This window comes from Bifidobacterium sp., from assembly GCF_022640935.1.
Lineage (GTDB): Bacteria > Actinomycetota > Actinomycetes > Actinomycetales > Bifidobacteriaceae > Bifidobacterium.
Genome location: NZ_JALCCV010000014.1, coordinates 1 through 25,796, shown reverse-complemented (window position 1 = coordinate 25,796; position 25,796 = coordinate 1). Strand labels below are relative to the sequence as shown.

The following is a 25,796-nucleotide window of genomic DNA, read 5'->3' as shown; positions in this document are numbered from 1 at the left end:
TTCACTCCTCCCCCAGGATTCTCGGAGCCACGAACATGCCCGATTCAGACAGCGGCGCGCCCGAGAGCGCCTCCTCCTGCGTGAGTGGCGTACGCGCCACATCGGGACGCATGTAGGCTTCCAGCGGCACTGGATTCGCAGTCGGCTGCACATCGTCGCGAGCGACTTCCTGCACCTTGTTGATCGATTCGGCGATGACATTCAACTCGCCCTGCAGGCGGATCGCCTCTTCATCGGTGAGCGCTATACGGGCGAGATCGCCCAGATGCTCGATTTCTTCGCGTGTAAACGTAGGCATGGCTTTAACTATATGAGTCATATGTGACGTTGGCGGGTCGTGAACGATCAGCAGAGCATGCGCTCATGGCTGCGCCGCGGGACCGCAAGCCTCGGCGTGCGCCGTCACCCCTTGATGTCTGCGCGTTTGGCCACGATGATGCCGAGGACATAGAACGTCACGGTCCATACGAAGAAAATCAGCCCGGCCTGCCACCAATTTGGTGCGAATGCATCCCCCTGCCCCATGCTCTCTGCCATGGCTCCGCCGCGCCCCGGCCCCAAAAGGAAAACGCTCATCGTTATGCTCGGCAGACACGCACTGATCGACGCCATCCAGCCAAGATGCGAACTCAGCACCGGGGCGAGGGTGAAGATCGAGGGCAGAATCATGATCAGTCCGACCAGCGAGAAGATACCGCCGACCGTGGAACGGCACAATGCGCCCAGACCTAGCGAAAGCACAGCCATACAAGCCAAGATGGCCGGCCCGCCAACAATCACGATCAACGGCAGGAAACGCCCAGCATCGCCAAGCGGTTCAAGCTTCGAACCGGCGGTCATCACCAGCATGACCGCCCATGAGAGCAACATGCCGATCAGCGCAGTCACGAACGTGCAAACCGCGGTTGCAAGCGCTTTGGCATTCATGAACATGATGCGCCTGGGATTGACGCTCAGCGACGCCTGCACGCTGGAAGTCGTATATTCAGTAGTGATGGCCATGACGCCGAAAATGCCGATGACAAGACCAACCGTGCCGGCCGTCGTGCCGATGCCGGACCATAGGTCGGCGCTGGATATGGATCTGGCGACGCTGAGGGATTCTCCATTCTCGCCGACAGCGCTGGCGAAGACAGTGCCCCATACGTTCAATGCAGCAACCGCAGGCATCAGCACTGCGGTGATGCCCATAAGCCACCACGTCGAGGACAGGCTCATCAACTTCACCAGCTCGGCGTGCACGCTGCCCCAGAAGCTCAGGTGCAGTCTGGTGGAGGCCATGCGCCGCCCGGTCGTATATCCGCCGTTCGCGTTGCTCACTGCGCGCCTCCTTGCGTCGTCGTCTGGTCTTGGCCGCTGGCTCGGTCCTCAGCTGGCGCGTTGGCGACGTCAGCCGTCGATGCGCCACGCGCAGAGATACCGTTCAATTGCGGCATTGGCTCCTCTGACACGGATTCAGCCGGCTGTGGTTCAGCTGTCTTCAGCGGAGCTGCGGCCTGCGCAGAAGCCTGCGATTGAATCGAAGCGCCCATTCCCCGCGCAGACGTCCCAAGCTGCCCGTACTGTACGGGCTTCTGCCCGGGAACCTCGCGCGTCGCATACTGCACATGCGTGTGCGTGAGCATCATGTAGGCGTCCTCCAGCGAAGCCCGCTCCTCGATGAGCTCATAGGTCACCAGCTGCGCCTGGGCGAAGACCTGCGCGGCCCGCTCCAGTTGTGCGCCGGAGACGCGCAATACCGCGCCATCCTCCGGATCAGACGCCAGCCGGGCTACTTCATTGACCTGCACCTGCCTCGCGCCTGCGAAAATCCTCCTAAGTTTATCGGGCTCGGGTGTGACGATGCGGATCGCGTGGGCCGAATGCTCCGCGACGAAATGATCGACCGTCGTCGTTTCGAGAATGCGGCCCTGACCGATGATCACCAGATTGTCCGCAGTCAGTGCGACCTCACTCATCAGGTGGGAGCTGAGCAGCACAGCCCGGCCTTGGCTGGCGTAAAAACGGCACAGCTCACGCACCCATTTGACGCCTTCGGGGTCGAGTCCATTGACCGGCTCGTCGAGCACGAGGTTATGCGGGTCGCCCAGCAGTGCCGCCGCGATCGAGAGCCGCTGGCTCATGCCCAGCGAGAACGACCCGGCCTTGCGCTTCCTCACACTCTCCAGGCCGGTCAGCGCGATAACCTCGTCGACACGCCTCTTGGGGATGCCGTTGGTCAGTGCGAGCGCACGCAGATGATTATATGCCGTACGGCCTTTATGCGCCGATTTGGCGTCCAGCACGGCACCAACTAGCGCCATAGGCGATGCGCTCTCGCGAAATGGCCTGCCATCGATCAGCGCATTCCCTGCGTCGACGCGTATCAGCCCCAGCGCCGCACGCATCGTGGTTGATTTCCCGGCGCCATTCGGTCCCAAGAAGCCAGTGACCTTGCCGTCCTCAGCCGTAAAGCTGACCTGATCGAGCGCTACCTTCGCGCCGAAGCGTTTGCTCACCCCTTCAATGGTTATCATGATGCACCACTCTAACGTATGCGTGTTGCGAATAGGCGGATTTGCCCATGGTCGGCCGTGTTCGCGCCAATCCCCACCCGTATTCTGTTGCACCGCATCTCCTCGCCTTCTAGCAATTCCCGCACCAATAGGCTCTTATGCAGGGCTTGTGATGCAGAGCAGGCAAAGACGTAGCGACTCAGAGTCAGGTTCACCGTTCAGTCCCGCCGTACGCCGTGGCCGTGCTGGGCGATCCAGCAGTGCATGGCGACGGCTGCAGCGGCACCGGCGTTGATGGAACGCACCGAGCCGAACTGGGAAATATAGACCACATCGTCGGCGAGCTCGAGCGCTTTGCTCGACAGGCCCGGGCCTTCCGCGCCGAACAGCATCAGGCAGCGCACGGGGAATTGATACGTCTCGATCGGCACGGCTCCGGGAACGATATCCAATGCGATGACGCGCCCTTCGCGAGGCTGCGTTGCCGCGTTTGCCGTATTTCCGCGGTCTACGCCGCTATCAATATCGCCACCAGCATCGTGGTCAACGCCTCCGCGTTGCTCAGCTGCATCGAATTCGCGCCGGATTCCCGCGCGCCAAGTCGATACGAGTTCTTCGATGCTCGGATGATGCTCGACATGCTGGTACAGCTCGGTCATCAACGAACCCTTGCGGTTCCACTTATGCGGACCGACGATGTGGACGGTTCCGGCAGCGAAGGCGTTGGCGGTGCGCACCATGGAGCCGATGTTGAAATCATGCGTCCAGTTCTCCACCGCGACCTCGAAGCCATGCCGACCGCGCATATCAAGGTCGTCGCAAATCGCTTCGACGGTCCAATACCGGTACCGATCCAGAATATTGCGGCGATCACCTTCATCAAGCAACGCGGCATCGTATCGCCCAGCTGCGAAATCCGGACTCGTAGGATCATCGGGGCGCGGCCTGTCTGGATGCTCCAGGTCCCAGGGACCAACCCCAATCCGCCTGAATGCCGGCTCGCCCGAAGCCTGAGCCGCAGCAGTGATAGGATTTGGCTCCCTCATACGATGCTCCTCATACGTGTTTGTGTTTGTGTTCTTGCCATGCCGTCCATGCTATGCCGCCGACACGGCATAGCCGATACCCTCCGAGCTACCCGTGCAGCGCTCGCCATGCAGCGACTTTTGCACAGTATTGTCATTGCCATGCGCCGTTGCCATCGCCATGCAGTCTTTCATGCAGCCGTTCCTCCGCTAATCCCATGCTTTCTGCACGGCATTGTCTACGGCGCACCTCGACAGTGCCTCTTGCCACGCCGGGTCGGCGGCAATTTCATGCAGCGTTCCCACCTGATGCCTTTTTCATTGCCTCGTTACACAATGCCCTTCGCATAGGGTTATTCCACCATGGTATTTACTCAGTGCCTGTTGCTCAGTGCCTGTTACTCAGTGCCTGTTGCTCAACGATATTCAGTACCTCACCGTTCGGCATCATGCTCGTCGGCGCCATCTGCGCAATCCTGCATCTGCACAACGTCACTCACGCAAATCACGCTCTTCGAACACTTGGACGAATGGGACGGAATACCGTGAATCATTCACCGTATTGACGATCTCTATCGACTCGGCATCATCCGCTTCATTCTGGGTGCCAAACGCACCTTCATCTTCTGTTTCGGCGGTCCTGCTTCCGTCTTCTGCTGTGCTATCGTTCGCGCCAAGACCGCCAATGAGCGCAACGACAGCAAGCACCTGCGCCTGCTCATGCCCGACGATGCTGAAGTCGAGGTTCAATTCGTTGCCGTTGCGCAGCGTCACCAGTGAGGAGGTTTGCACATAGGATTTTTCGGACAGCCAAGAATCAAGCAGTATCACGCGTTTGTCTCGGATCGACGGCCCTTTGACCGACGGATAGACAAAATCCATGACGAAGCCGTCAATCGCCTTGGCTCGCCTCGCGGCCGCCTGCATGACAGCGATGACCAGCGGCACTGCAGCAGCCGTCAAGGCGCCCACTGCGTCGAAGTCCTCAAGTCCGAAGCCCCGTTCTCGCAAAGCGGCAAGCAGCATCTCGCCGGCTAACGCGATACCGCGATGGTCAAAAGTCACCGACGACAGTTCGCTGAACGGCCTGCCCGCAACAGCGTCGTGCAGCATCTGCTGAAGTTCGGCCCTGTTGTCCCTGCCTGCATCAGTCCCGGCGCCGTCATTATGTTCGCCGCTGCCGGATAACGCTAAGGAAACTCGTTCATTCGCAGTCATAGCAGCTCCTTTCGCAGCATCCGCGTTTTTGCCTCGAACCTAAGCCTATCGTTCTTGCAACCATCGTTCACATGCATAGCGTAACCCGTCTCGCCGTCATAGTCCGAGATCGCCTCACGCCACGCCGAACCTCCGCATCACACAGCCTGCCACTATTGCACAGCGCCATGTTCGCAGGCGCGCCTACAGCAACGAACCATAGCCGTGGCATCCCAATATGCCGATACTTTTCGCCTCCGGAATGTTCAATAACGAGAACGCTAATCCGCCAAGCAACCAAGCCTCTCCGCGGGCTCACACACTCGCCCGATCATTCCTCGGATTCGGATTGGACTTCGGGCGCGGTGAGTTCTCGTATGTTGGCCTTGTCCGGTTCGATGATCCCGACCGGTTCTATGACTTTGCTGTGGTCGATCTTCTGCAGCTTACGAGCCGTTACGAGCACACGGGATTCCAAGGACGAGGCGAATTGGTTGTAGGCTCCGACCGTGCGCGATATGGCTGTGCCGAGCTTGTTCGCCTTGTCTCCCAGCACCGAGAAACGCTCATACAGTTCGCGAGAAAGATCGAACAGCATTTTGGCGTCATCGGTCAGGCTTTGCTGCTGCCAGGCGAAGGCGACCGACTTGAGCACCGCCCACAAAGTGACAGGCGAAGTGAGCGCGACTTTGCGCGCGAAGGCATCATCCATCAGCGTCGGATCAGCTTCGAGCGCCGCCTGCAACAACGATTCATTGGGGATGAAGGCGACCACGAAGTCAGGCGCAGTTTCGAAGGCGTTCCAATATGCTTTGTCGCCCAGGGTTTTGACATGCTCGCGCACAGCATGCGCATGCGCATGCAGCAACGCGCTGCGTCGCTCCAGCTCCTCGGGCGAAGCGTTTTCCGGAATCTCACAGGCACGCTGGTAGTCCGAATACGGCACTTTTGCGTCGATCGGTATCGACTTGCCGCCCGGCAGATGCACTACCATGTCGGGGCGCTGGACGTGGCCTTCGGGATCGGAGACGACGACCTGCGTATCGAAATCCACGTGCTCCAGCAGCCCTGCTGATTCCACGATATTCTTGAGCTGCGCCTCGCCCCATGCGCCGCGCACCTTGTTGTTGCGCAGCGCGGCAGACAACGAGCTGGTCTCTTTGTCGAGCCGGTTCTGCTGCTCGCCCAAGCCTTTGAGCTGCTCGCCCAAGGCACCCATCTCGTGTTTGCGGCCTTCCTCGATCTGCGCGACCTTCTGCTGCAAAGTATCAAGATTTTTCTGTACCGGGGCGAGCGCCGACAGCACTTTGCCCTGCTCAGCCATGGCCTTGGCCTGCTCTTCCTGTTTTCGCTGCGCCTCGGCCTCCGCACGCTCCCGCTCACGATCCAGCCGGATCTGCTCGGCGTGCTGCGCCTGGGCAAGCTGTGACGTAACGAACGCCAGCTGCCGATTCAGTCCTTCGCCTCGGGCCTGATATTGGGCGCATTGGGCGGTCAGCTCACCGATCTGGCGAGAAGCCTGCGCATTCAGTGCCCTCTGCTCGTCAAGCTCGGCATCGTTGGCTCCTCGCGCGGCGTCCCTTCCCTTGGCCTTGCCCAGCACAAATCCCGCGAACAGCCCCAAGACCGCCACGAGAAGCACCAGCACTATATCAACCGCAGGATTATCGAACATATGTTCTATTACAATGCATGCCGTGGACCGGGTAACACGCCGCGAAAACAGCCGGATCAGATGCCCCATTACGCGGCGGCCACGCAGCCAAATTGTGCGGCCGTTCAAAAACCACCGGTCTCACCTGCCCTCTCGCATGGCAGCGCTCACGACTTAACGAGTCTGCCGATGGCCGCCGAGGCCTCCGCCAACTTCTCATCAGCCACGTCGCCGCCTTGTTCTGAAGCCTGCCGGACACAATGATTGAGATGGTCGTCAAGCAGCAGCAACGCGACAGACTTCAGCCCCGAGTTCGCCGCTGCGATCTGCGTGAGGACATCTATGCAGTACGCATCCTCCTCGACCATCTGGGCGATGGCATGTACCTGCCCCTCGACGCGGTGCAGCCGTCCCAGCACCTTGGTTTTGTCCTGCCCATAGCCATGCATGATCTTCATCTGCTCCTTCGTGAGGTCTTTCCGGTCGTTTATATTTCCGGACGCAGTTGCATTTCGTTTTGGCGAGCCGCGCCATCTAACGCCATCTTTTACACCTATTATCTATACCCACCTAGGGTATATTTTAAATCAACCTTAGTCCTTCGCCACCCTGATCGCGCCTTAGGCGCAACGCCCTCGAGGCAACCGGGGCCACCGTGCCCAATATCATGGCATCGGACTCTGCAACATTACGTTTCCTATGGCACATCAGAGTTACCGTACGACAGAATATGGGAAACACGCAGGGCATAGAGCAACGGCTTCGACACACCAAGACATTTCGACGCGTTAAACAATCGCCCGCCATGCGCTTATTTTGCACCAAGAGCGGCATTTCGATCAGACGCGACCGCAAAAGCTGCGAAAATAGTGTGTTGAAAGGCAGAGGGAGGAACCGGTGGGATTCGATCTGTTTATGGCCGTGGTGGCCATGATTCTGGCCATATTCCTTACATGGCTGACGTTGTGGCTGTTTTTCGGCTCCCGCAGCGATGCGGACATGAGTTCGGAACGCGCAGCACGCGCTTTTCTCGCCTCCTACTTCACGGATGGCAAGAGTACAGCCGGGACCGTCGCGACTATGGCAAACTCAGTCGGAGGAACCGCTGGCGACGCCCAAAACAATCGGGAAGCCACTCGGCGGCTGGCCAGACTCACGCTGATCAGCGCGGCTCTGACGGCGGCGATCATCATCACGACGGTGCTGTACATCTCCAGAGGCAATCCCCTGCCATCTTGGATCGCAAGCCCATGGCTTCGGGCCATCGCAGCTACTCCGATTCTATTCTCGTGCGGGGCGCCCATTCACCGCGTAGGCTGGGCGGCCCTGTCGAACCGCATCGCAAACACCGATTCGCTGGTCTCCCTCGGCTCCGGCGTGGCATACCTCTACAGCCTGGCTCTCTGCGTCGCACCGAGCCTGCTGCCCGAGGGACTTCACGAGTGGGGATTCGCCTCGATGGGAGCGGCTATCACCTTGGCTCTGCTATGCCATTACATCGCATCCAAGCATTCCGACATGCGGATTGGCGCACGGTCAGCCACAGGCAATGAACGCCGGCTCGCAAGGCAGGAGCGAATTTCACGCGTCGTCGTGCCGACAGTTCTCCTCATCGCCATCTGGGCTTTCGCCATCGAAATCGTCTTCGGGCCTCAGCCGCGGCTCGCTTTGGCCGTGATTTTCGCCTCAAATGTGCTTATGCTCGCAGGGCTTGTCATGTCGATCGTATGGATGGCGCTCGGACGTTCCGAAGCATCCGAAAAAATCAGCCGACACTGATCACGGCTTCAAACGAGTCCCTAACCTCGCCTGCGAGGGACGGTGCCCGCGGCACCGTCCCTCGCAGCCTTAGCGGGGCCGTCACGACCTTGGCGGTCGTTCACCTCGGCTATGAACAGCACACCGTGATGTTCATTTAACGGTTCGGCTGCGGAAAATCCCTCGCGCCCACATCCGATTGAACACCCGCACTCCAATTTTCAGTCGTCCGCTTCGGCCCCTTGGCGGAGTCTCACCTCGCCCGCGGAGAGCCCACCGGGCTCTCCGCTTCACGGCTCAGCTAATGGGTCTTCGGGCATGGTGCTCAGCTCGAGGTGCTCGCCGCCGGTCTGATCCACGAGCACGGTGTCGCCATCGTGCACCTGGCCGGCCAGCAGCATACGCGCCATCTGGTCGCCGACCTCGGTCTGTACCAAGCGGCGCAAGGGCCGCGCGCCATATGCCGGATCGTAGCCCATATTCGCCAGCCATTCACGGGCCGCGTCGGTCACGTCGAGCCGGATCCGGCGGTCAGTGAGCCTAGCCGCGACCTGCTTGACCTGAATGTTGACGATGCCACCAAGCTCTTGGCGCGTCAACGGGTGGAAGATGATGAGATCATCCAAACGGTTGATGAATTCGGGCTTGAACTGCGCATGCACCGCATCCATCACCGCATTGCGCTTCGCATCATCATCGAGGCCCGGCTGCACGAGGAACTGCGAGCCGAGGTTCGAGGTCATGATGAGAATCGTGTTCTTAAAGTCGACCGTGCGGCCTTGGCCGTCGGTCAAGCGACCATCGTCCAACACCTGCAGCAGCACGTCGAAGACCTCCGGATTGGCCTTCTCAACCTCGTCGAACAGCACGACCGAATACGGCCTGCGCCGCACGGCCTCGGTGAGCTGACCGCCCTCCTCGTAGCCGATGTAACCCGGCGCCGCGCCGATCAGGCGGGACACGGAGGCTTTCTCCATGTATTCGGACATGTCGATGCGCACCATGGCCTTCTCGTCGTCAAACAGAAAGTCGGCGAGCGCCTTCGCCAGCTCGGTCTTGCCCACGCCGGTCGGGCCCAGGAACAGGAAGGAGCCAGTCGGGCGGTTCGGGTCCGAGATGCCGGCGCGCGAGCGGCGCACGGCATCGGAGACTGCACGAATGGCTTCGCCCTGGCCGATGACCCGCCTGGAGAGCGCACCCTCCATATGCAGCAGCTTCTCGTTCTCGCCCTGCATGAGGCGGCCCACCGGGATGCCGGTCCATTCGGAGACGATGCCCGCCACGGAATCGGCGTCCACATGGTCCGGGACCATCGGTTCGCCGCCAGACGCATTTCCGGCCACGCTTCCATCAGAATCACTCACGCCACCGTCAGCACCCGCATCGCCATCCGCATGCTCAGCCGCCGCTAGCTCTTTCTGGATTGAAGGGATCTCGCCGTACAGAATGCGGCTAGCCGCCTCGAGGTTGCCCTCGCGGGTGAACTTGTCGGCCTCGACGCGCTTGGCATCAAGTTGAGCGCGCAACTCTCCGACCTTGTTATGGCCGGCCTTCTCCGCATCCCACCGCGCTTGCAATCCACTGAGCTTCTCACGAGCGTCGGCCATGTCGGACTCGATCTTCTCAAGGCGAGCCTTTGAAGCCGGGTCCTGCGCCTTCTTGAGCTGCATCTGCTCCATTTCCAAGCGCGTGACCTTGCGCTGCAGCTCGTCGATCTCCTCGGGCTGCGAATCGAGCTCCATGCGCAGATGCGCCGCAGCCTCGTCGACCAGGTCAATGGCCTTGTCGGGCAGCTGACGCCCGGATATGTAACGGTTCGACAGCGTGGCCGCAGCTACGAGCGCATCGTCGCCGATCGTCACCTTGTGATGGGCCTCGTAGCGCTGCTTGAGCCCGCGAAGAATCGCCACCGTGTCCTCCACGCTCGGCTCGCCGACGAATACCTGCTGGAACCGGCGCTCGAGCGCCGGATCCTTCTCGATGTTCTCGCGGTATTCATCCAACGTCGTCGCGCCGATCAGGCGCAACTCGCCCCTGGCCAGCATGGGCTTGAGCATATTGCCCGCGTCCATCGAGCCCTCGGCGGCGCCCGCCCCGACGATGGTGTGAATCTCGTCAATGAAGGTGATGATCTGCCCGTCGGCGTTCTTGATCTCCTCGAGTACCGACTTGAGCCGCTCTTCGAACTCGCCACGGTACTTCGAGCCGGCCACCATCGAACCGAGATCCAAGCTGATAAGCCGCTTGTTCTGCAGCGTGCTCGGCACGTCGCCGGCCACGATGCGCTGCGCCAAACCTTCGACCACAGCGGTTTTGCCGACGCCCGGCTCGCCGATCAGCACCGGGTTGTTCTTGGTGCGCCGGGACAGGATCTGCATGACGCGTCGGACTTCCTGATCTCGCCCGATCACCGGGTCGAGCTTGCCGTCTTTCGCCGCAGCCGTCAGATCGGTCGAATATTTCTCCAAGGCCTTGTAATTGCCCTCGGCATCCGCGCTGGTGACTTTCTTGCCACCGCGAATCTGCGGCACGGCCTTGCGCAGCGCCGCGACGGTCACACCGTTGGAATTCAAGATATCCGCTACCTTGTTCGGCACGGCCTGTGCGACGCCAATCAACAAATGCTCGGTGGACACGTAGTCGTCGCCCATCTGCCGCATTTCCTTCTCGGCCTGCGTCAGCGCCATGGACAACTGACGGCTGGCATCCGGCTGGGACGTCGTCGAACCGCTGGCGCTTGGCAAAGCCACCAGCGCATTGCGCACTTCGGATCCGATGCGCTGCGGATCGCCTCCAACGGCCTGGATAAGCGCCGGCACCACGCCGTTTTCTTGACGCAGCAATGCATCCGTGAGATGCAGCGTATCAACCTGCGCATTGCCGGCCGCCGACGCGCTTTGGATGGCGTCGCTGAGCGCCTGCTGGGCCATTGTGGTGAACTTCTGTTCCATATCAACCTCCGTCGTCAGGCGCCGCAGCCAGCCGCCCTAGGCCGTCCCCGGGGCATGTCTGCGGCGCATCACATCAATGTCTGATATGTTTAACCAAGACAGTCACCATTCTATTCCCAAAACTTGAGCGTGAAAGACTCAAGTTTTGGAGCTCGCAGTGACACCTGCTCCATACGGAGAGTTCTCCGGAGATTTTGGAAGCCTCGGAGACTTGTAATCAATTGCGAAGTTGCTGTATCACCCGGCACAACCAGTATGGCCAGCGAATGCTACGCGCGCACCACCACATTGCGCAGCGAGCCGATGCCTTCGACATGCACCACCGGCTCATCGCCCGGGTCCAGATGTCCTGAAGCGTCAGGAGTCCCGGTCATGATGACGTCGCCCGGAAGGAGCGTCGCGAAGCTGGAAATGGCTGCGACCTGCTCGGGGATGCCATGGATCAGATTCGCCGTGGTACCACTGGCCTTCGGCACATCCTCGCCGTTGAGCGAGAAGGAGATCTTCGCGTCCTTCCAGTTCAGCTCAGTCTGAATCCAAGGCCCAAGCGGGCAGGCGGTGTCGAAGCCCTTGGCTCGCGTCCACATCGGGTCGGGTCCCTGCAGGTCGCGCAGCGTCACATCGTTGACGCAAGTGAAGCCGAGCACATAGTCCATGGCATGCTCCACCGGCACGTTCTTGGCGATGCGGCCAATCACCACGGCGACCTCAGGCTCGAAGTTCATGTCGTGCGAATACGGCGGAAGCACAATCGGGTCGTCCGGTCCGGCCACCGAGGTGCTCGGCTTCATGAAGATCACCATGTCTTCAGGGGCATGGGCGATCTCCGAGTGCCCGTGCTCATGCATGAACTCGGCGTGGGCCTCGTAGTTTTTCGCCAGGCCATACACCTTCGAAGGAATCACCGGGGACAGCAGCCGGATGCCCTCCCCGTCCAGCTCATAGCGTTTCCCCGTAGGCTGCACCGGTTGTGCGCCAAAGGGGAAGCCGTCAAGCGCCACCAAGTAGTCCCGGCCGTCGGAGCTGTCCCGTTGCACAAAGGCATACTGCGGAACGTCATTATGTGAAAAGCGTGCGATTCTCATACGACTACCCTACCGCCGACATGCGTCAGCGGGGTTATCACCACCCGGAACCTTGAAGCAGCGCGAAAAGTTCGCAGACTCGCAGATTCCCCTTGCGAATTTTTGACTAAGCAGATTTATGCATTTTCAACGGCATCGATATGCTACACGCACGCCCACGGGAAATCAGGAATGGCGGTATTCCGCCAAAACGGTGCTCGTTGATTTTGGTGGATACTTTGTCGAGTGCTTACTAGGCAAAAAAAGTGCTGAGAACATCAGCACCGGTAACTTTTCTCAGCGTTATATTTCCGCCAGATGCGCGCATGGAAGGCGGTGCCGTGTATCGTCTTTGCCGCCACCATCAACACCCTCCGAATGCGCTTGATACGCGGCATTGATCGTCCATTCAGCACTTTTTTCGTCTATTCAGCACTTGCGAAAGTACACCCTTGTTCCGGCCTTCATGAAATCCTTGGAATCTGGCCGTTTCTCGATAGCCAATACCGTTCCGAGGAGCCTCATACGGACAGTTTCACCCAGCGATCTGCTGAATACATGGTTAAACAAGAAAACGCCGTTCAAAGACAATGCAGCACGATATCACCGCACGTAATCAGAATCCCGAAATTCGACTCGACCTCAGATGAATTCGCGCTCACCAAACAGGCCGGTGCCCACACGCACAATCGTCGAACCTTCCGCAATCGCGTATTCCATATCGCCGGTCATGCCCATCGAAAGCTCAGTGCAGCCTTCGACGCCGGGGGCTTTGGATTCGAGAATCAGCCCGCGTGTGTTCCGCAGACGCTCGAACCCCTTGCGGATCGCGTATTCGTCGTCCACATGCGCGCCGATGGTCATCAGACCTTGCAACCGCAAACCGCCCATGATACCGATGCGCGTGGCGATATCGATTGCATTCTTAGGATTGCAACCCGACTTGGACGATTCGCCCGATTCATTCACCTCGAGCAGCACGCCGACCTCGATGCCGCGCGCAACCGCACGACGCGCGATACGCTCGGCGAGCGCCAGCGAATCCACGGATTCGATCGAGTCCACCACGGGAAGCACCTTGCCGATCTTGTTCGTCTGCAGTTGCCCGATGAGATGGAAAGGGATATGGATTGAGCCGCCGTCACTGCCATCGCTCTCGTCGCGGCCCAATGCGAACCCACGCTCGGCGCACATCCGACGCAGCCCAGCGGCCTTCGCCGTGATTTCCTGCGGCCGATTTTCGCCGATCATGCGAATACCTGCGCCGATCGCAGCCATGATCTCACCGACGTCGCGGGTCTTTGTCGCCGCCAGCAGCCGCACCGAACCCGGCTCCCGGCCAGCCGACGCCTCAGCCGCCCGTATGCGATCAAGCGTACGGCGCACGTTATCGGCGATCTCCTGCGCACGCGCTGCCTCGGTGATCTCGTTCGCCAAGTCCCTGTGCTCCATATACGACGTCATGCCTGTCTCCCCATCTCGTTTCGCCTTTTCCATCGTAGCCGCGCAGGCGCCGAAGAGCGCGGAATTGGCCGAGGGCGCTATACCGCATGATTATGGCACGTTGCTATAGACGCAATGCTCTGCATTGGATTGCGTGGGCAAAGCGCGTTATGGTGAATCATGACGAGAGATGACGAGAGATGGGGAGAGTGCGGGATGGCGGCGCCGGCGCGTGCGGAGGCACGAATGCGAAACGCGCAAACGCCTGCTGGGGCTGATATATCTATCTTGCCGACAATCTGGCGAAGATGGAACGGACTTGGGGGCGGAGGGGTTGCACATGAGTGACATCGATGATCGGAGGCGCTGCGCGTGAACGACACTGTGGAGGAGATTCGGATTCATGCGCGGGTGACCGGTCTTGTGCAAGGCGTCGGCTATCGCTACTTCGCGTTCAATGCGGCGCGGCGGCTCAGTCTCACCGGCTGGGTACGCAACTGCGCCGACGGCTCGGTCGAAGCCGAGGCGCAAGGCGGTCGCACAAACATCGCGCAGTTCCTCTCTCAGCTCAAACTTGGCCCGCGCTGGGCACAGGTGAGCAACGTGGAAGCTCGACCAATCACGCTTTGCCACGGCGCCGATGCCAAGGAATTCCGCGTGGAATCCGGATACTGAGACCGGTCGCACGGCCGCAACGTGACTCCTTTGAAAAAAGACTGAAAGCCTATGTGGTTTGGCTACAGACACCTCTGCGCAACGCTGTGCCGCTTGGCATCTACTTCACGAAGACGGGCCGCGCAGGGCATATCTGCGTTATCTGTAGTTGATTTCCCAGCAGCCGAAGGTCTGCCTCCCTTACATATAGCGCCTTTGCGGCGGCATGCCGGATATGGCACAGGCACAACGGCCATTTTCAGCCGTCGCTATAGGCAATGACCTGATATCCGCGCTGCAGATAAGGCAGATATGCCTCTGAAAGCGATTGAATCCGTTACAGCTAGGCGAGATACATACTCGGCCATGGTTATGCATTTCTGCAATCCATGAAATGAGTCATCGTGCTCAATCCAATCTCACGGTCCGCGCTGCCCGCTCGCAGAGCGTTCCAGCCATCGCGCCTGAACAACTGCAATGCTTCACCTGGCGTCATGGGGATGGAGCCGGAGCCGCCCGGCGCGCGCAGGCCCAGCAGCCACGCGCAATACCCGATGATTTGACGGGGATCGACTCCGGAATCACGCAGCGTATTCATGTCGAGATCGCGGTCGCGCTTAGCCAATCTGCGTCCCGCGGCATCGTCAATCAGCGGCAGATGCGTATAGTGCGGATTCGTCGCGTTCAGCGTTTGTCCTGCACCGGAAACCGCTGCATATTCCTCAAACCCGCGCACAGCGCCAAGCCCGAACCCGGCGGCAAGCAGCTGCTCTCGAATCCAGATCTGCAATGCGGTGGAGCGCAGCAGATCACGTCCGCGCACGATATCATCCACGCCCATAAGCAGATCATCGACGACCACGACCAGCTGGTAGGAGAACAGTCCGTCTGACCGGCGCACGACCGAGTCGCCCACATCATGGCCGAGATCGAAGCGTTGCACGCCGAATATCCGATCCTCGAAAACGATCGAAGCGGCCGACGACCCAGCCTCAGGCACTGCGACGCGAAGCGGCCGACGACCCAGCCTCAGGCACTGCGACGCGAAGCGAATGACGGTCGCCTGCCGCCAGCCTGCCGGACACCATGTCAGGGTGCTCCAGCAGCAGCCTGCGGCACTTCCCGGGATACACCGTGAAGCCGTCGCCCTCCTGCGGCGCCGATGCCGCCCGGATTTCCGCACGCGAACAGAAGCACGGGTAGATCAGCGACGGGAAAGCGCCTCGAGCGCCCGGCTCCGGATCGCCGTCCGCCTCTCGAACGGGCCCACCCCCATTGTCTCTGGCGCACGCAGCCAGCTCGAGACCAGCGCCCGTCCCGACTTCCCTCGCGCCAGGCATCGCCCGGCTTTCGAGCGCCCGCAGCGCCGACTCATAGATCTCGCCGCGTTGCGACTGATACACCGGTTCGCCGTCCCAATCCAGCCCCAGCCACGCCAGATCGTCCATGATCCACCGGTCGGCGTCCGGCACGACGCGCGGCACGTCGATGTCTTCGATGCGTAAGGCAATACGGCCGTCGGGGCAAGCGCGCGCTGACAGCCAAGCTGCCAACATCGCATAAACATTGCCGATATGCATGCGCCCGGAGGGCGTCGGCGCGAATCGCCCTTTCACCCGACAGCTCCCGCGGGCACGCTCGCACATGCCACTGGCATGCAATGCCCGACCAGTCCCGCATGCATGGCCCTCGCGGTCTCACCATCGAGGCAAAAACCTGCACAACGGCAACCCGACAGGGCGAGTATTGGCACCGCCACCGGCACGCCCTCCTCGCCTTCGTACTAGGCTCACGCCGAACCCGCTACGGATGCAGCGCAGTCCGGCGTGAGCTCGCCATGAGTCCAACTCCATTTCAACGTACCCATTATTCCGCATTCATCGCACGTGGTTTACCATCACGCGCTCTCCTTTGCCCATTGGCACAGAGCGGGGACGCATTCGTCGGCGAAGCGCTGGTAGTCGGCCGCGGTGTTGTAGATGAACGATGACAGCCGCAGGTAGCCGATGCCGTCAAAGCTGGTGAAGGCGGTTTCCACGTCGAAAGCAGCGGAAACTCGGTCTCTGAGCATGTCATCGGAATCGTGATCCTGTCCGATGCCTTTGGGCAATCGGACGAGCCGCATTCCCGGCGCCCGCTGCGTATAGTCCACATGGTGATTTTCTCCGGTCTCCTTTTCGAAGGCGGCCGCGATCAGTTCCTGGCCGTAGTCGGCAAGGGTCTGGATGTACTGCCGGGCCCGGTCCCATCCGAAGGTATTCTCGATATACTCGTATGTATATGGGGCGCACAGATAGCTGGTCTGGTCGAGTGTGCCCTGCATGTCGAATCGCTCAGGATATGGAAGGTCCCGCCCCCACGAATTGATCAGCGGGTGCACTCCTTGGGCGAGCTCGGTACTGACGATGAGCATTGCGCAGCCACGCGGGCAGCAGACGAATTTATGCAGATTCCCTATCCAATAATCCGCGCCGAGATCGAGCGGATCCTCGCGGATGAGGCCCGGCGCATGTGCGCCGTCAATCAGCACCCTCGCACCGTAGCGATGCGCCAGCTCAGCTATCCGCTTCACGGGGAAGAGCATGGCGGTCGGCGAAGTGATTTCGTCGGTGATAACCAGCTTCGTGCATGAGGAGAGCCGCTCCTCGAACGCGGAGACGATATCGTCTGCCGTGGCATTGATCGGGATATGTGCTGTGCGAAGAATGCCTCCGGCCGCCTTGATCTTGCGTTCCGCCCCCATGACGACTGCCCCGTATCCATGATTCGAAACGAGGATCTCGTCCCCGGGCCCGAACTCCATGCTATTCAATACCACTGTGGCTCCAGCCGAGGCGTTGGGCACGAATGACATGTTCTCCTCGCTCGTGCCGAGCAGGGCGGCCATTTTCCGTCGGCTTTCCTTGATCAGCCCCGTTGCGGCAATGAACCATTTGACGGGCGAAGATTCCATCTGCGCCTTCAGATCTGCCTGATACGCCAACACTTGCGTCGGCACAGCGCCGAACGACCCATGATTGATATGGAGCGTCGGGGTCGCAAGTTGCCAGGCTTGCGCAGCAGGGCGGCCATGGATATCAAGCATGGGGGCCGGCGCGACGATTGGCGCGGCCGCGGTCGTTGGGGTTGATGGTGCGGCGGTAGTTGTCATCGATGTCCTTCGCGGTGTTGGAGCATTGCGGTATTGAATTCAGCTGTTCAACGTAATTCGTTGAGACAACCATAGGATTCATATGAACAATTTGGTGACAATCATGTTTCAGAAGTGTAAAAATGCCGATTCTCGCTAAAATTCGTCTTGAATTTTGATATTCATATGATGATTTGTATATACGTTATGGTGGGATCGGCATATTGAACCAGTGGGGACAGCGCTGGCAGAGGGCATGATCGAAATACCGTGATTATGCGCGACACGGCTTTGGAGGCGCAGTATGACTCTCAGCGGGGCATTTGACGCGATACGCGGATTCATCGCAGACGGGGTATTCAAGCCGGGCGACAAGCTCCCCTCCGAGGAGCAGCTGTGCGAGATGCTGGGAATGTCCCGCAGCCCGGTGCGCGAGGCGTTGCAGATGCTTGGCGCGCTGAACGTCGTTGACATCCGTCAAGGTTCGGGCATCTACGTGAAGAAGCTCAGCGCCGAGGAGCTTATCGCCAGCTTGTCGCTGACCATCGGCCTGATGCCTTTGCCGTCACTGCTCGATATGTATGATCTGCGGCTGATCGTGGAAGCTTCACTGGCCGAACGCGCGGCAGCGCTCATCACAGGCGAGCAGATCGACGAATTGAGCAGGCTCCAGCATGAGATCGAAGGGGCCATCCACCCCGACGACACCGCAGAGCTTGATAATGCATTCCACGGGCTCATCGCCCAAGCCGCCAACAGCCCGGCATCGAGAGCCTTGATCGACGTCATGAGATCGCGTTCAAGCAACTATCGCCTGTTCCGCACCAATCGCGGGATCGAGGTCTTCAGAACGAGCAACGCCGGTCACCGCGAGCTCATCAACGCATTTCGCCGCCACGACCCGATGCTGGCCAAAGGCGCGATGTCCGCTCACATCGATGCCACGCGCGGCTGGCTGGCTGTGCTCAAACCCGAATCGCAACCAGAAAGGCAGGCGGATTAGGGTTCTTTCCTGTGCTCGGCATGCAGCGGCTGACAATACCAAGATCGACGTCGGCGATGGCGTTCATCATCAAGAAGGCGCGAAACGGGGATTCGGCATGCGGGACATCTGCGGCCGCGTATTCCTCGCCGCGAACACACCCAGCAGCCGAGGGAATCCACGCTCGCCACTTGAGCACGCCACTACCTGGCCAACGGAATGTGCCTTCCCAAAGTCAACGTCACATTCTGCGGTTACTGGAGCATCGGCGAATCATCGCCATGCTCGACCCGACTATGCCAGCCGTAACGCCACTACACTTGCCAAGTATACGAAAACCCTTACAACCATGCAGTTGTAAGGGTGTGAACTTGTGCCCCCACGGGGACTCGAACCCCGGACACGCTGATTAAGAGTCAGCTGCTCTAGCCAACTGAGCTATAGGGGCGTGGTTAATACACAAGCCGAGGGATTACTTTACTCGTAAATCCCCTCCCCGCAAACCGGCGTGTCGAGCCTACGAGCCACCCACCAAGGGCGCGAGGAGCTCAGCCGCAGGCTGAGGTACGGCCAGAACGCAACCACATCAGAAAATTCAACGCACCCAAATCTTCGAATCGTAAAGCGAACAGTCGCTACGGCCACCAGGGACAGCTCCGTCTTGTTCCGACAGTGAACGACGGCAAATGGAATAGATAAGGCAAAATCGAGCGAGCCCTGTCTCATTCACGACAGTTATCAGCGACAGATGTCGTAAATGAAGCAGCGTCGCCATTCCTTTAGGATTTTCGCGCCGTTCGATTGACCCGGCGCGCCGCACGCCACACCGCTCACAACTATCGCGTCGCTCTTGCCATGAATTTGCAGATTGTAGTGGATAAAGACAAGATACGACCTCTTTACAGGCACAGGCTGGCGGGTTTATTCTCGCTCGTATGACAGATTCGTTGCGCACGTGCCCCTTGGGGGTCGAGATCGAAATATGCAAGGTCGATCTGACGCTGCGCAACCGTTTCCGCCTGAGCGAACTCGGTTTCCGCGAGCATGAGCGCATGCGAGTCATTCAGAAGGCCGGCTTCGGCGGTCGCGTTGTCGCCCATGGCACGGAACGCATCGCGCTGGATGGTGCCACCGCGCGGCGCATTCTCGTGCAGGTGCATTGAGACGAACGAGGTGCCGTTGATGTCGCAGGCGCAGATATCCGCGCGCGATGGTCGAAATAGTCATTGCGCTGACGATATGGGCCACATGGAGCGTGCCGAACATTCCGAGCACTCCGGCGGCCACCATCATCGCCGCGGACTGGCCGTGCTGCTGCCGTCCGGCCACCACCGCATGGGCCATGAGGCGCCGAGCGGCAATCCGCGCATCGTCTTCATGGGCAATCCGAACGTCGGCAAATCCACGCTGTTCAACGCGATTCTGGGCGCGAACGCCACGGTGATGAACGCGCCGGGCACGACAGTGCTCGTGGAATCCGGGGAACTCAGCCGCAACGAGACGGCGTGGAATTTCATCGACACGCCGGGCACGGCTTCGCTCGACGCCATCAGCCCCGACGAACAGGTGTCCTCGGAGGCCGCGATGGGCCGGAACGGCTACCCGCAGCCCGATGCCATCGTCGCGGTGATGGACGCCACTTCTCCGTCAAAGTCGCTGTATCTGCTCAGCCAGCTCATCGACCTCGGCCGACCGCTGGTGGTCGCGGTGAGCATGCTCGATCTGGCGAGGCGTCAGGGATCGACGTTGGAAATCAACGATTTCGCCGCGCTCGTCCCCGGCGTCCCGTTCATCCAGGTCGACGGCAGAACCGGCAAGGGCAGGAACGAGTTGCTGGATGCCATCGGCCGACAGCTTGGCGCAGCGCGGACAGCACACAACATGGCACAGGCCGCAGAGGCCTTGCCTGACATACCCCCCGTCACCACTGCAACCGTCCCCGGCCGCGAGGCAGCTCAGGACGAGGTATCGCGCTGGACCCGGCAGACCTCCGATGAGCGCTTCGCCTGGATCGCGGGCAAAGCCACGGAGCTGAGCCGCAAGCAACCCGCAGCCGACAAGTCGACCTTCTCCGACAAGCTCGACCGGGTGCTGCTCCACCCCGTAGCCGGCATCGTGATCTTCCTCGCGGCGATGTACGCGGTGTTCGAGGCGACCACGACGCTCGCCGGGCCACTCATCGACTGGTTCGATGTGACCTTCCGCCAGTGGCTGACCGACGGCGTCGGATGGGCGTTCACGCTGGCCGCCGGCAAGGAGTCCCTCGCAGGCTGGTTCCACGGGCTGATAGTCGATGGCCTGCTCAATGGCTTCATCACCGTGTTGACCTTCATCCCGCCGATGGGCATTATGTTCATCATTCTCTCGTTGCTGGAGGATTCCGGCTACCTCGCGCGGGCTGCCTTCGTGATGGACAGGGCGATGCGCGCGATCGGCCTCGATGGCCGGGCCTTCCTGCCGCTTGTGGTCGGCTTCGGCTGCAATCTGCCCGCATTGGCTTCGACCCGCACGCTGCCTGATTCGCGGCAGCGGCTGCTCACCGGCCTGCTCATCCCGTTCACCTCATGCTCGGCGCGCCTGAGCGTCTATATTGTCTTGGCCTACGCGTTCTTCGGCCGTTACGCCGGACTCGCGATATTCCTCATGTACGTCGCGTCCATTGTGATCATCCTCGCTGTCGGACTCGCGCTGCGAAAAACGCAGTTCCGCGACCTGCACACCCAGCCGTTTGCGATGGGCCTGCCGCCGTACCAGATGCCCAAGCTACTGCAGCTCGGCAAGTCGGTGGCGCTGCGGCTGTGGGCGTTCATCACCGGCGCCAGCTCGATCATCATCACGATGATCGTCATTGTCTGGCTGCTCGCCGCCATGCCCATCAGTGCAGGAGCCGCCGGAAACAACACCTTCGGCCATGTCGACGAGGTCGAGAATTCACTGTATGGCGCAGTAGCCTCGGGCGTTGCGCCGGTCTTCGAGCCCGCCGGCTTCAACGACTGGCATGCTTCGGCCGCGCTTATCACCGGATTCGTGGCCAAGGAAGTCGTGGTTGGCTCGATGGCGCAAAGCTACGCGATCCATGATTCGGGCAACGAATCCGAACAGCAGCAAGGCACCGGCACCTTAGGCCAGGCGGTGCGCGCCAGCTTCGAGCGTTCCAGCGGCGGGCACGCTTCGGCCGCCGCCGCTGCCTTCATGATTTTCGTGCTCGCCTACACGCCGTGCCTCGCGACAATCGCGGAAATACGACGGCAGTACAGCGGCAAAATCGCTCTCCAATCCGTAGGGATGGGACCCGCCGTGGCATACGTTCTGGCGATTATCGTCTTCCAGATCGGACGGCTGCTATGAGCGGATTCAGGCTAACGACATTCACGCAACTTCCAGGCACATCAGTGCATCATCTCGATTCCGCAGAACCACGTTTCCACAACGTCACGGCAATTCCCGAAACCGCTTCGGCAACGCCGAACACGCCGATTACCACGCAAGTGCTGCAGATCTTAGCTTCCGGCAAAACACCACGCATGGCGGCCCATGATTTGAGTCTGCCACTCGACTTCGTGAATCTTGTCATCGAACAGGCCCGCGCAAGCGGCGACTTCGATTTCTTCGAGCTGCGCACGGAAAACTGCACGGCCGGCGGCGCATGCCACCCCGATCCCGAATCGATGGTATGCGCCAGCTGCCCCATTCTGCCGACTAGCATCCGCAAACAACAGTCTGCATTAGGCAAATTGAGGCGCGCGATATCGTCTCATAGAGCTGCACGCCAATCATCACATCAACTGAACAAGGGCCAAGCCGCACAGGCATAACATCACCATGTCGGCAACGCGCAGCGCGTAATGCAGGGGACCGGGCCTGTCAAATGAATGCAGCGACGACCATCCAGCGTCGGCCGGCAAATCCAGACGGACAAACACTGCTTCATCCCGGTCTTTGCGATTCAATACGACTTATTCGAGTATCAGCGTGACATGATGGCGAAGCCCGTCATGCATAATTTCGATGCGGCCCAGCGCGCCGGCGACTTGCGCCACATCGATAAGCGCCGCGTCACCCGGCACTGACCCTTGCGCACGTTCAGCATCGAGCAGCGCACGAGCCAGCAGGCCACGATAATGCTTGGCGGCATGCGTGATCACTTTGCCACGCGAATCGACGACTCGCAAATCCCACCAGTCCCCGCGCGGCGCCGTGACCCGGTATGCGCCGGAGCGCATATCGACCCCGGTCTGGGTCATACTAGTCTCAGCAGTATTTACTTTATTCGTTTCACTCTGCATCTCCGCATCCCCCGGTCGGTTTCCGCTCGCCGGGTTCCACGCATCTCTGCGCCGCGTTCCGGAATCCGCCTGCCTGCAATTCGAATCTCCCAGCCCTGTCTGCGCCAATTCCCGTCGCCAGAACGCTTTAAGACTGCCGATCCCCGGCAGCGAGACGTTCATCGAAAGCCGATACGCCGGGATGAGATCCTCGCCGGTCGTGACGCCGAAGAGCCCGGAGAAAATAAGGACATCATCGCCGCTGCGCAACTGTGCTGCCTCATACAGCACGCCGGTGTACACCTCGCGCGCCGGGGCGCAGTGCGCAGAGAGGATATCACGCTGTGCCACGACCTCGGGCATGATCCGCCCGCCCACGCCCAGAATCTCGCCGGCATCATCCCGATTCGACACGGCAATCAGCGCCTCAAGCACCTGCTGCCGAGCGGCCGTGAGCTCCGGGTACGGCAACCCATCAAGATCAAGCACCGGCCCATCAACAGGGGTTGTTTTGCCTTCGGAAGGCGGCAGCAGAATATGCACCCCGCTATTCTAGCGTCATGCCAACATGTCACAGCTGCCAATCTGTCCCGCCGCTGCGCGCCTCTCGTCACCGCCATCGGTTCCGTTCTCTTCAAGAGCACGGCATTGCGCGCACAGCCCGAAGACGTCGATCTCATGGGTGACGTCGGAGAACCCCAAAGAATGCGCCCTGTTCCCCACCCATTGCTCAAGCCCGGGGATCTCGATTTCAATGGCCCGGCCGCAGTGCCGGCAGATGACATGGTGGTGGCGATGGTCTTTGCACAAGCGGTAAAATACCTCGCCGTTCCGGCTTACGGAGTCCACTTTCCCATCGGCTGCCATGCTTTGCAGATTGCGGTATACCGTGGCGACGCCGACATGCGGGCCCCTTGCGATGAGCCGATTGTACACGGTCTGCGCTGCGGCGAAGGTGTCGTCTTCCTCCAGCTGTTTCTCTATCAGCGCCCGCGCCCGGGTGACTCTATGCACCATATGCGCTCAGCACTCCCTGCTAAGCCCGAAGTAATTCCATTCGCACGTCGTCATACCGCCAATCGTATGTAATGGTATCCATTATCACAAGCTGTTACGATTTTGCCACTGTTATTCCTCGGAGCATGCCTCTCGCCGGAGCTAAGCCATTCAACCCGGAACCATGCGGCCATGTCGAGATTTCACTCGCCTCGCATGCAGACCCTAGTCGTTGCGGTCCTACAGCCCCAGCAACCGCCGGCGAACCCAGTACCCCTGCACATAAGCATCGTCTTTCGGCAGGGAGCCGACATGACGGATTGACGCGCGGATCGCGCGCATCATCGATGACTCCCCCGCCGCCCAGCAGCGCCAGACGCCCGGCTCGGCGCTGTCGATCTGCAGCTTGTCTTTCAGCTTCATAAAGGCATGCAACGTTTTCTGCGTCGGCACGTACCATGCCTTCACGCGTTCATTGCATTCAATGAATCTCGTAAGATCGTGCCGGCCTGTCAACAGCACATACGCGCGCACGCGCTCGGGCAACGAATCCACAATCGCCCTGATCGCCGGGTAGGCGGTCTCGTCCCCGACTAGAAGCACCCCCGAGCAATGCTCGTCGACAGTGAAGGGACGCGACCCTGCGAGACTGGCATTGAGCATGCTGCCGGCGTGCACATGCAGCGCCCACGATGCTGCTGGACCACTGGTCTGATGCAGGTAGAAGCTCACATCCACACGGCTGCGATCAGGGGCATAGCCGGCCACCGTGTACCCTCGCTGCACTTCGCGGCAGAAACCGACCGGGAACCACAGCCGCATCCAGGCCGCCGGCTCGAACAGGCTCTCTGGAAGCTGGTCGGGACTGGAAAACGATACCCGTTTCATTAGCCCGCCACACTCGAGGGCAGTCGAAACAGCTTTGAGTCGGAACTCTGGAGCATGCATGGCCTTGAGCATAGCCCCTCCCAACCCACGGTTCACCGGATCGGCCCCCACGCGCAACTGCCGAAATTACCGGTCAGGAATCCTTGCATCGAAGCATCTCCAATCCGGTTTTCACCGATTCTCCATACCACCCGACGATGCCGTCCTTGCCACGGCATACAACGCAAATGCCTGTAGACTCCATGCGAATCATGCGAACAGCCACAGCGACTCGCGACATGTCTGCCGCAATGCTCGCAGGGCAATTCACCCGCCCGATGTTCTCCACGTCCGCCGATCAGTGCAACCGGTGGCTGCTTTCAAGCTGCACTATCGTTAAATCTATAAGTTACACCTACGATGCCTGCAGAAAACTGCAGACAGACTGGCGTTTCCAGAAAACTATGCTACAGGACACCCCTCTCGCTGGCAACTGGCAGGCTTCGTCCGCCGCGCAGAGCACGCGAACCATCGCATTTCGCTAGATTCACAGACTGGCGATATACGCATCAAGCTGACGCTGATTCCTGATGATCGTGGTTTTCGCGGCGTACCGCGTGGCGATCGATCGAAAGCTCTCACGATGCGCGGCATCGCGTCCCCGATGGAGTATCCACCATGCGAAAGCGAAGTCGATTCGCTCAGCACAGCCGTCGGCCATTGAGGGCCTGGACTTGCCGTGGTATGTTTTCATACGCCGAAAGGCACGCCATAGACAAGCGAAACGATTGAACTGGAGCAGAAGAATTCGGTCGGCGCACTCCAAGCGTCCCTCTACGTTCAGCTTGGAATAATTTCCGTCGATAATCCACGAGCTATGCTCGTCCATGAAGGCACGCACGATACGACGCTGCTCGTCATCGGGACGCTCCTGCCAATGCGGCAGGAATTGGACCATGTCCAGATGGAGCACCGAAATGTCTCGGCGCTCGCCCATCGTTCTCGCCAGCGTTGACTTACCGCTTCCGCTGTATCCCATAATCGCAATTTTCACGAGAACCGAGCCTAGCAGTTGCCACGCCCTTCGATGAGGCTGGCGCTGATAAAAGGAATTGAAACAGGATCTGGTGGGTTGCGATGCATAGGGTTGTAGATATGTGGAAAGCCTCCGGTGGGTTTTGTCCGCCGGAGGCTTTTGTAGGTGTTGTTTGCGGCGGTGTGCTACTCTCCCACACTCTGTCGGGTGCAGTACCATTGCCGTGCTGGGTCTTAGCTTCCGGGTTCGGAATGGGACCGGGCGTCTCCCCCAGGCCAT

Annotated in this window: 21 protein-coding genes, 1 tRNA gene, 1 rRNA gene and 2 pseudogenes; 6 read left to right on the top strand and 19 right to left on the bottom strand. The window is 60.1% G+C overall.

The features are described 5' to 3' along the window. Position 1 precedes the first annotated feature (1 nt). From gatC to LKG04_RS04830, 8 genes and pseudogenes are all read right to left on the bottom strand, one after another. Complete coding sequence (gene gatC, locus LKG04_RS04860; RefSeq protein WP_291761715.1) at positions 2-298, bottom strand: Asp-tRNA(Asn)/Glu-tRNA(Gln) amidotransferase subunit GatC; 297 nt, start codon at positions 296-298, stop codon at positions 2-4. A gap of 104 nt (positions 299-402) precedes the next feature. Continuing rightward, a complete protein-coding gene (locus LKG04_RS04855; protein ID WP_291761713.1) occupies positions 403-1,320 on the bottom strand; it encodes an ABC transporter permease subunit in 918 nt (305 codons plus the stop codon). After that, positions 1,317-2,516, bottom strand: coding sequence for an ABC transporter ATP-binding protein (locus LKG04_RS04850; RefSeq protein ID WP_434734856.1), 1,200 nt, complete (start codon positions 2,514-2,516; stop codon positions 1,317-1,319). The genes LKG04_RS04855 and LKG04_RS04850 overlap by 4 nt, the downstream gene beginning before the upstream one ends. Positions 2,517-2,713: 197 nt before the next feature. Next, positions 2,714-3,019 (bottom strand): TrmH family RNA methyltransferase, encoded by a 306-nt coding sequence (locus LKG04_RS08845; RefSeq protein ID WP_434734857.1) that lies wholly within the window; start codon positions 3,017-3,019, stop codon positions 2,714-2,716. A gap of 56 nt (positions 3,020-3,075) precedes the next feature. Next, a pseudogene (locus LKG04_RS08840) lies at positions 3,076-3,541 on the bottom strand (TrmH family RNA methyltransferase); the annotation flags it as partial. Between the two features lie 471 nt (positions 3,542-4,012). Beyond that, positions 4,013-4,738, bottom strand: coding sequence for an orotate phosphoribosyltransferase (locus LKG04_RS04840; RefSeq protein WP_291761709.1), 726 nt, complete (start codon positions 4,736-4,738; stop codon positions 4,013-4,015). A 310-nt stretch (positions 4,739-5,048) separates the two neighbouring features. Beyond that, entirely contained in the window at positions 5,049-6,392 is a 1,344-nt protein-coding gene (gene rmuC / locus LKG04_RS04835) for a DNA recombination protein RmuC (RefSeq protein ID WP_291761707.1), read from the bottom strand. A gap of 146 nt (positions 6,393-6,538) precedes the next feature. Further along, positions 6,539-6,820 carry a metal-sensitive transcriptional regulator gene (locus LKG04_RS04830; RefSeq protein ID WP_291761745.1) on the bottom strand — a complete coding sequence of 94 codons (282 nt, stop codon included), beginning with the start codon at positions 6,818-6,820 and terminating at the stop codon, positions 6,539-6,541. Between the two features lie 448 nt (positions 6,821-7,268). On the opposite strand from LKG04_RS04830, the gene LKG04_RS04825 reads away from it, so the two are divergent. Continuing rightward, on the top strand, positions 7,269-8,150 hold the full coding sequence (locus LKG04_RS04825; RefSeq protein WP_291761705.1) for a hypothetical protein: 882 nt from the start codon (positions 7,269-7,271) through the stop codon (positions 8,148-8,150). A gap of 269 nt (positions 8,151-8,419) precedes the next feature. Here the strand turns inward: LKG04_RS04825 and clpB are convergent, their stop codons facing one another. From clpB to LKG04_RS04810, 3 genes are all read right to left on the bottom strand, one after another. Continuing rightward, positions 8,420-11,080 (bottom strand): ATP-dependent chaperone ClpB, encoded by a 2,661-nt coding sequence (gene clpB, locus LKG04_RS04820; RefSeq protein WP_291761703.1) that lies wholly within the window; start codon positions 11,078-11,080, stop codon positions 8,420-8,422. A gap of 269 nt (positions 11,081-11,349) precedes the next feature. Next, a complete protein-coding gene (locus tag LKG04_RS04815; protein WP_291761701.1) occupies positions 11,350-12,165 on the bottom strand; it encodes a fumarylacetoacetate hydrolase family protein in 816 nt (271 codons plus the stop codon). Between the two features lie 621 nt (positions 12,166-12,786). Next, positions 12,787-13,608 carry a YggS family pyridoxal phosphate-dependent enzyme gene (locus LKG04_RS04810; protein ID WP_291761699.1) on the bottom strand — a complete coding sequence of 274 codons (822 nt, stop codon included), beginning with the start codon at positions 13,606-13,608 and terminating at the stop codon, positions 12,787-12,789. A gap of 351 nt (positions 13,609-13,959) precedes the next feature. On the opposite strand from LKG04_RS04810, the gene LKG04_RS04805 reads away from it, so the two are divergent. Beyond that, positions 13,960-14,262: an acylphosphatase gene (locus LKG04_RS04805; protein ID WP_291761698.1), complete on the top strand. Its 303-nt coding sequence runs from the start codon at positions 13,960-13,962 to the stop codon at positions 14,260-14,262. 349 nt (positions 14,263-14,611) lie between these two features. On the opposite strand, the pseudogene LKG04_RS04800 reads toward LKG04_RS04805, so the two are convergent. Both LKG04_RS04800 and LKG04_RS04795 read right to left on the bottom strand, forming a co-directional pair. Beyond that, positions 14,612-15,821 (bottom strand): annotated as a pseudogene (locus LKG04_RS04800) (glutamate--tRNA ligase family protein). A gap of 317 nt (positions 15,822-16,138) precedes the next feature. Beyond that, complete coding sequence (locus LKG04_RS04795) at positions 16,139-17,392, bottom strand: aminotransferase class V-fold PLP-dependent enzyme (protein WP_291761696.1); 1,254 nt, start codon at positions 17,390-17,392, stop codon at positions 16,139-16,141. 283 nt (positions 17,393-17,675) lie between these two features. On the opposite strand from LKG04_RS04795, the gene LKG04_RS04790 reads away from it, so the two are divergent. Beyond that, on the top strand, positions 17,676-18,374 hold the full coding sequence (locus tag LKG04_RS04790; RefSeq protein WP_291761694.1) for a FadR/GntR family transcriptional regulator: 699 nt from the start codon (positions 17,676-17,678) through the stop codon (positions 18,372-18,374). A gap of 353 nt (positions 18,375-18,727) precedes the next feature. Here the strand turns inward: LKG04_RS04790 and LKG04_RS04785 are convergent. Continuing rightward, a tRNA-Lys gene (locus LKG04_RS04785) sits at positions 18,728-18,801 on the bottom strand. A gap of 487 nt (positions 18,802-19,288) precedes the next feature. On the opposite strand from LKG04_RS04785, the gene LKG04_RS04780 reads away from it, so the two are divergent. From LKG04_RS04780 to LKG04_RS04770, 3 genes are all read left to right on the top strand, one after another. After that, positions 19,289-19,516, top strand: a complete 228-nt coding sequence (locus LKG04_RS04780; protein WP_291761692.1) for a FeoA family protein — start codon at positions 19,289-19,291, stop codon at positions 19,514-19,516. An 85-nt stretch (positions 19,517-19,601) separates the two neighbouring features. After that, positions 19,602-21,701 (top strand): ferrous iron transport protein B, encoded by a 2,100-nt coding sequence (gene feoB / locus LKG04_RS04775; RefSeq protein ID WP_291761690.1) that lies wholly within the window; start codon positions 19,602-19,604, stop codon positions 21,699-21,701. A 44-nt stretch (positions 21,702-21,745) separates the two neighbouring features. Next, a complete protein-coding gene (locus tag LKG04_RS04770; protein WP_291761688.1) occupies positions 21,746-22,168 on the top strand; it encodes a hypothetical protein in 423 nt (140 codons plus the stop codon). A gap of 141 nt (positions 22,169-22,309) precedes the next feature. Here LKG04_RS04770 and LKG04_RS04765 read toward each other — a convergent pair whose 3' ends face one another. From LKG04_RS04765 to rrf, 5 genes are all read right to left on the bottom strand, one after another. After that, positions 22,310-23,161 carry a YaaA family protein gene (locus tag LKG04_RS04765; RefSeq protein WP_291761686.1) on the bottom strand — a complete coding sequence of 284 codons (852 nt, stop codon included), beginning with the start codon at positions 23,159-23,161 and terminating at the stop codon, positions 22,310-22,312. 15 nt (positions 23,162-23,176) lie between these two features. Further along, complete coding sequence (locus LKG04_RS04760) at positions 23,177-23,635, bottom strand: Fur family transcriptional regulator (RefSeq protein WP_291761684.1); 459 nt, start codon at positions 23,633-23,635, stop codon at positions 23,177-23,179. A 219-nt stretch (positions 23,636-23,854) separates the two neighbouring features. Continuing rightward, on the bottom strand, positions 23,855-24,502 hold the full coding sequence (locus LKG04_RS04755) for a siderophore-interacting protein (protein ID WP_291763355.1): 648 nt from the start codon (positions 24,500-24,502) through the stop codon (positions 23,855-23,857). Between the two features lie 526 nt (positions 24,503-25,028). Beyond that, positions 25,029-25,520 (bottom strand): hypothetical protein, encoded by a 492-nt coding sequence (locus tag LKG04_RS04750; RefSeq protein WP_291761680.1) that lies wholly within the window; start codon positions 25,518-25,520, stop codon positions 25,029-25,031. 169 nt (positions 25,521-25,689) lie between these two features. Next, a 5S ribosomal RNA gene (gene rrf, locus LKG04_RS04745) occupies positions 25,690-25,796 on the bottom strand; the annotation flags it as partial.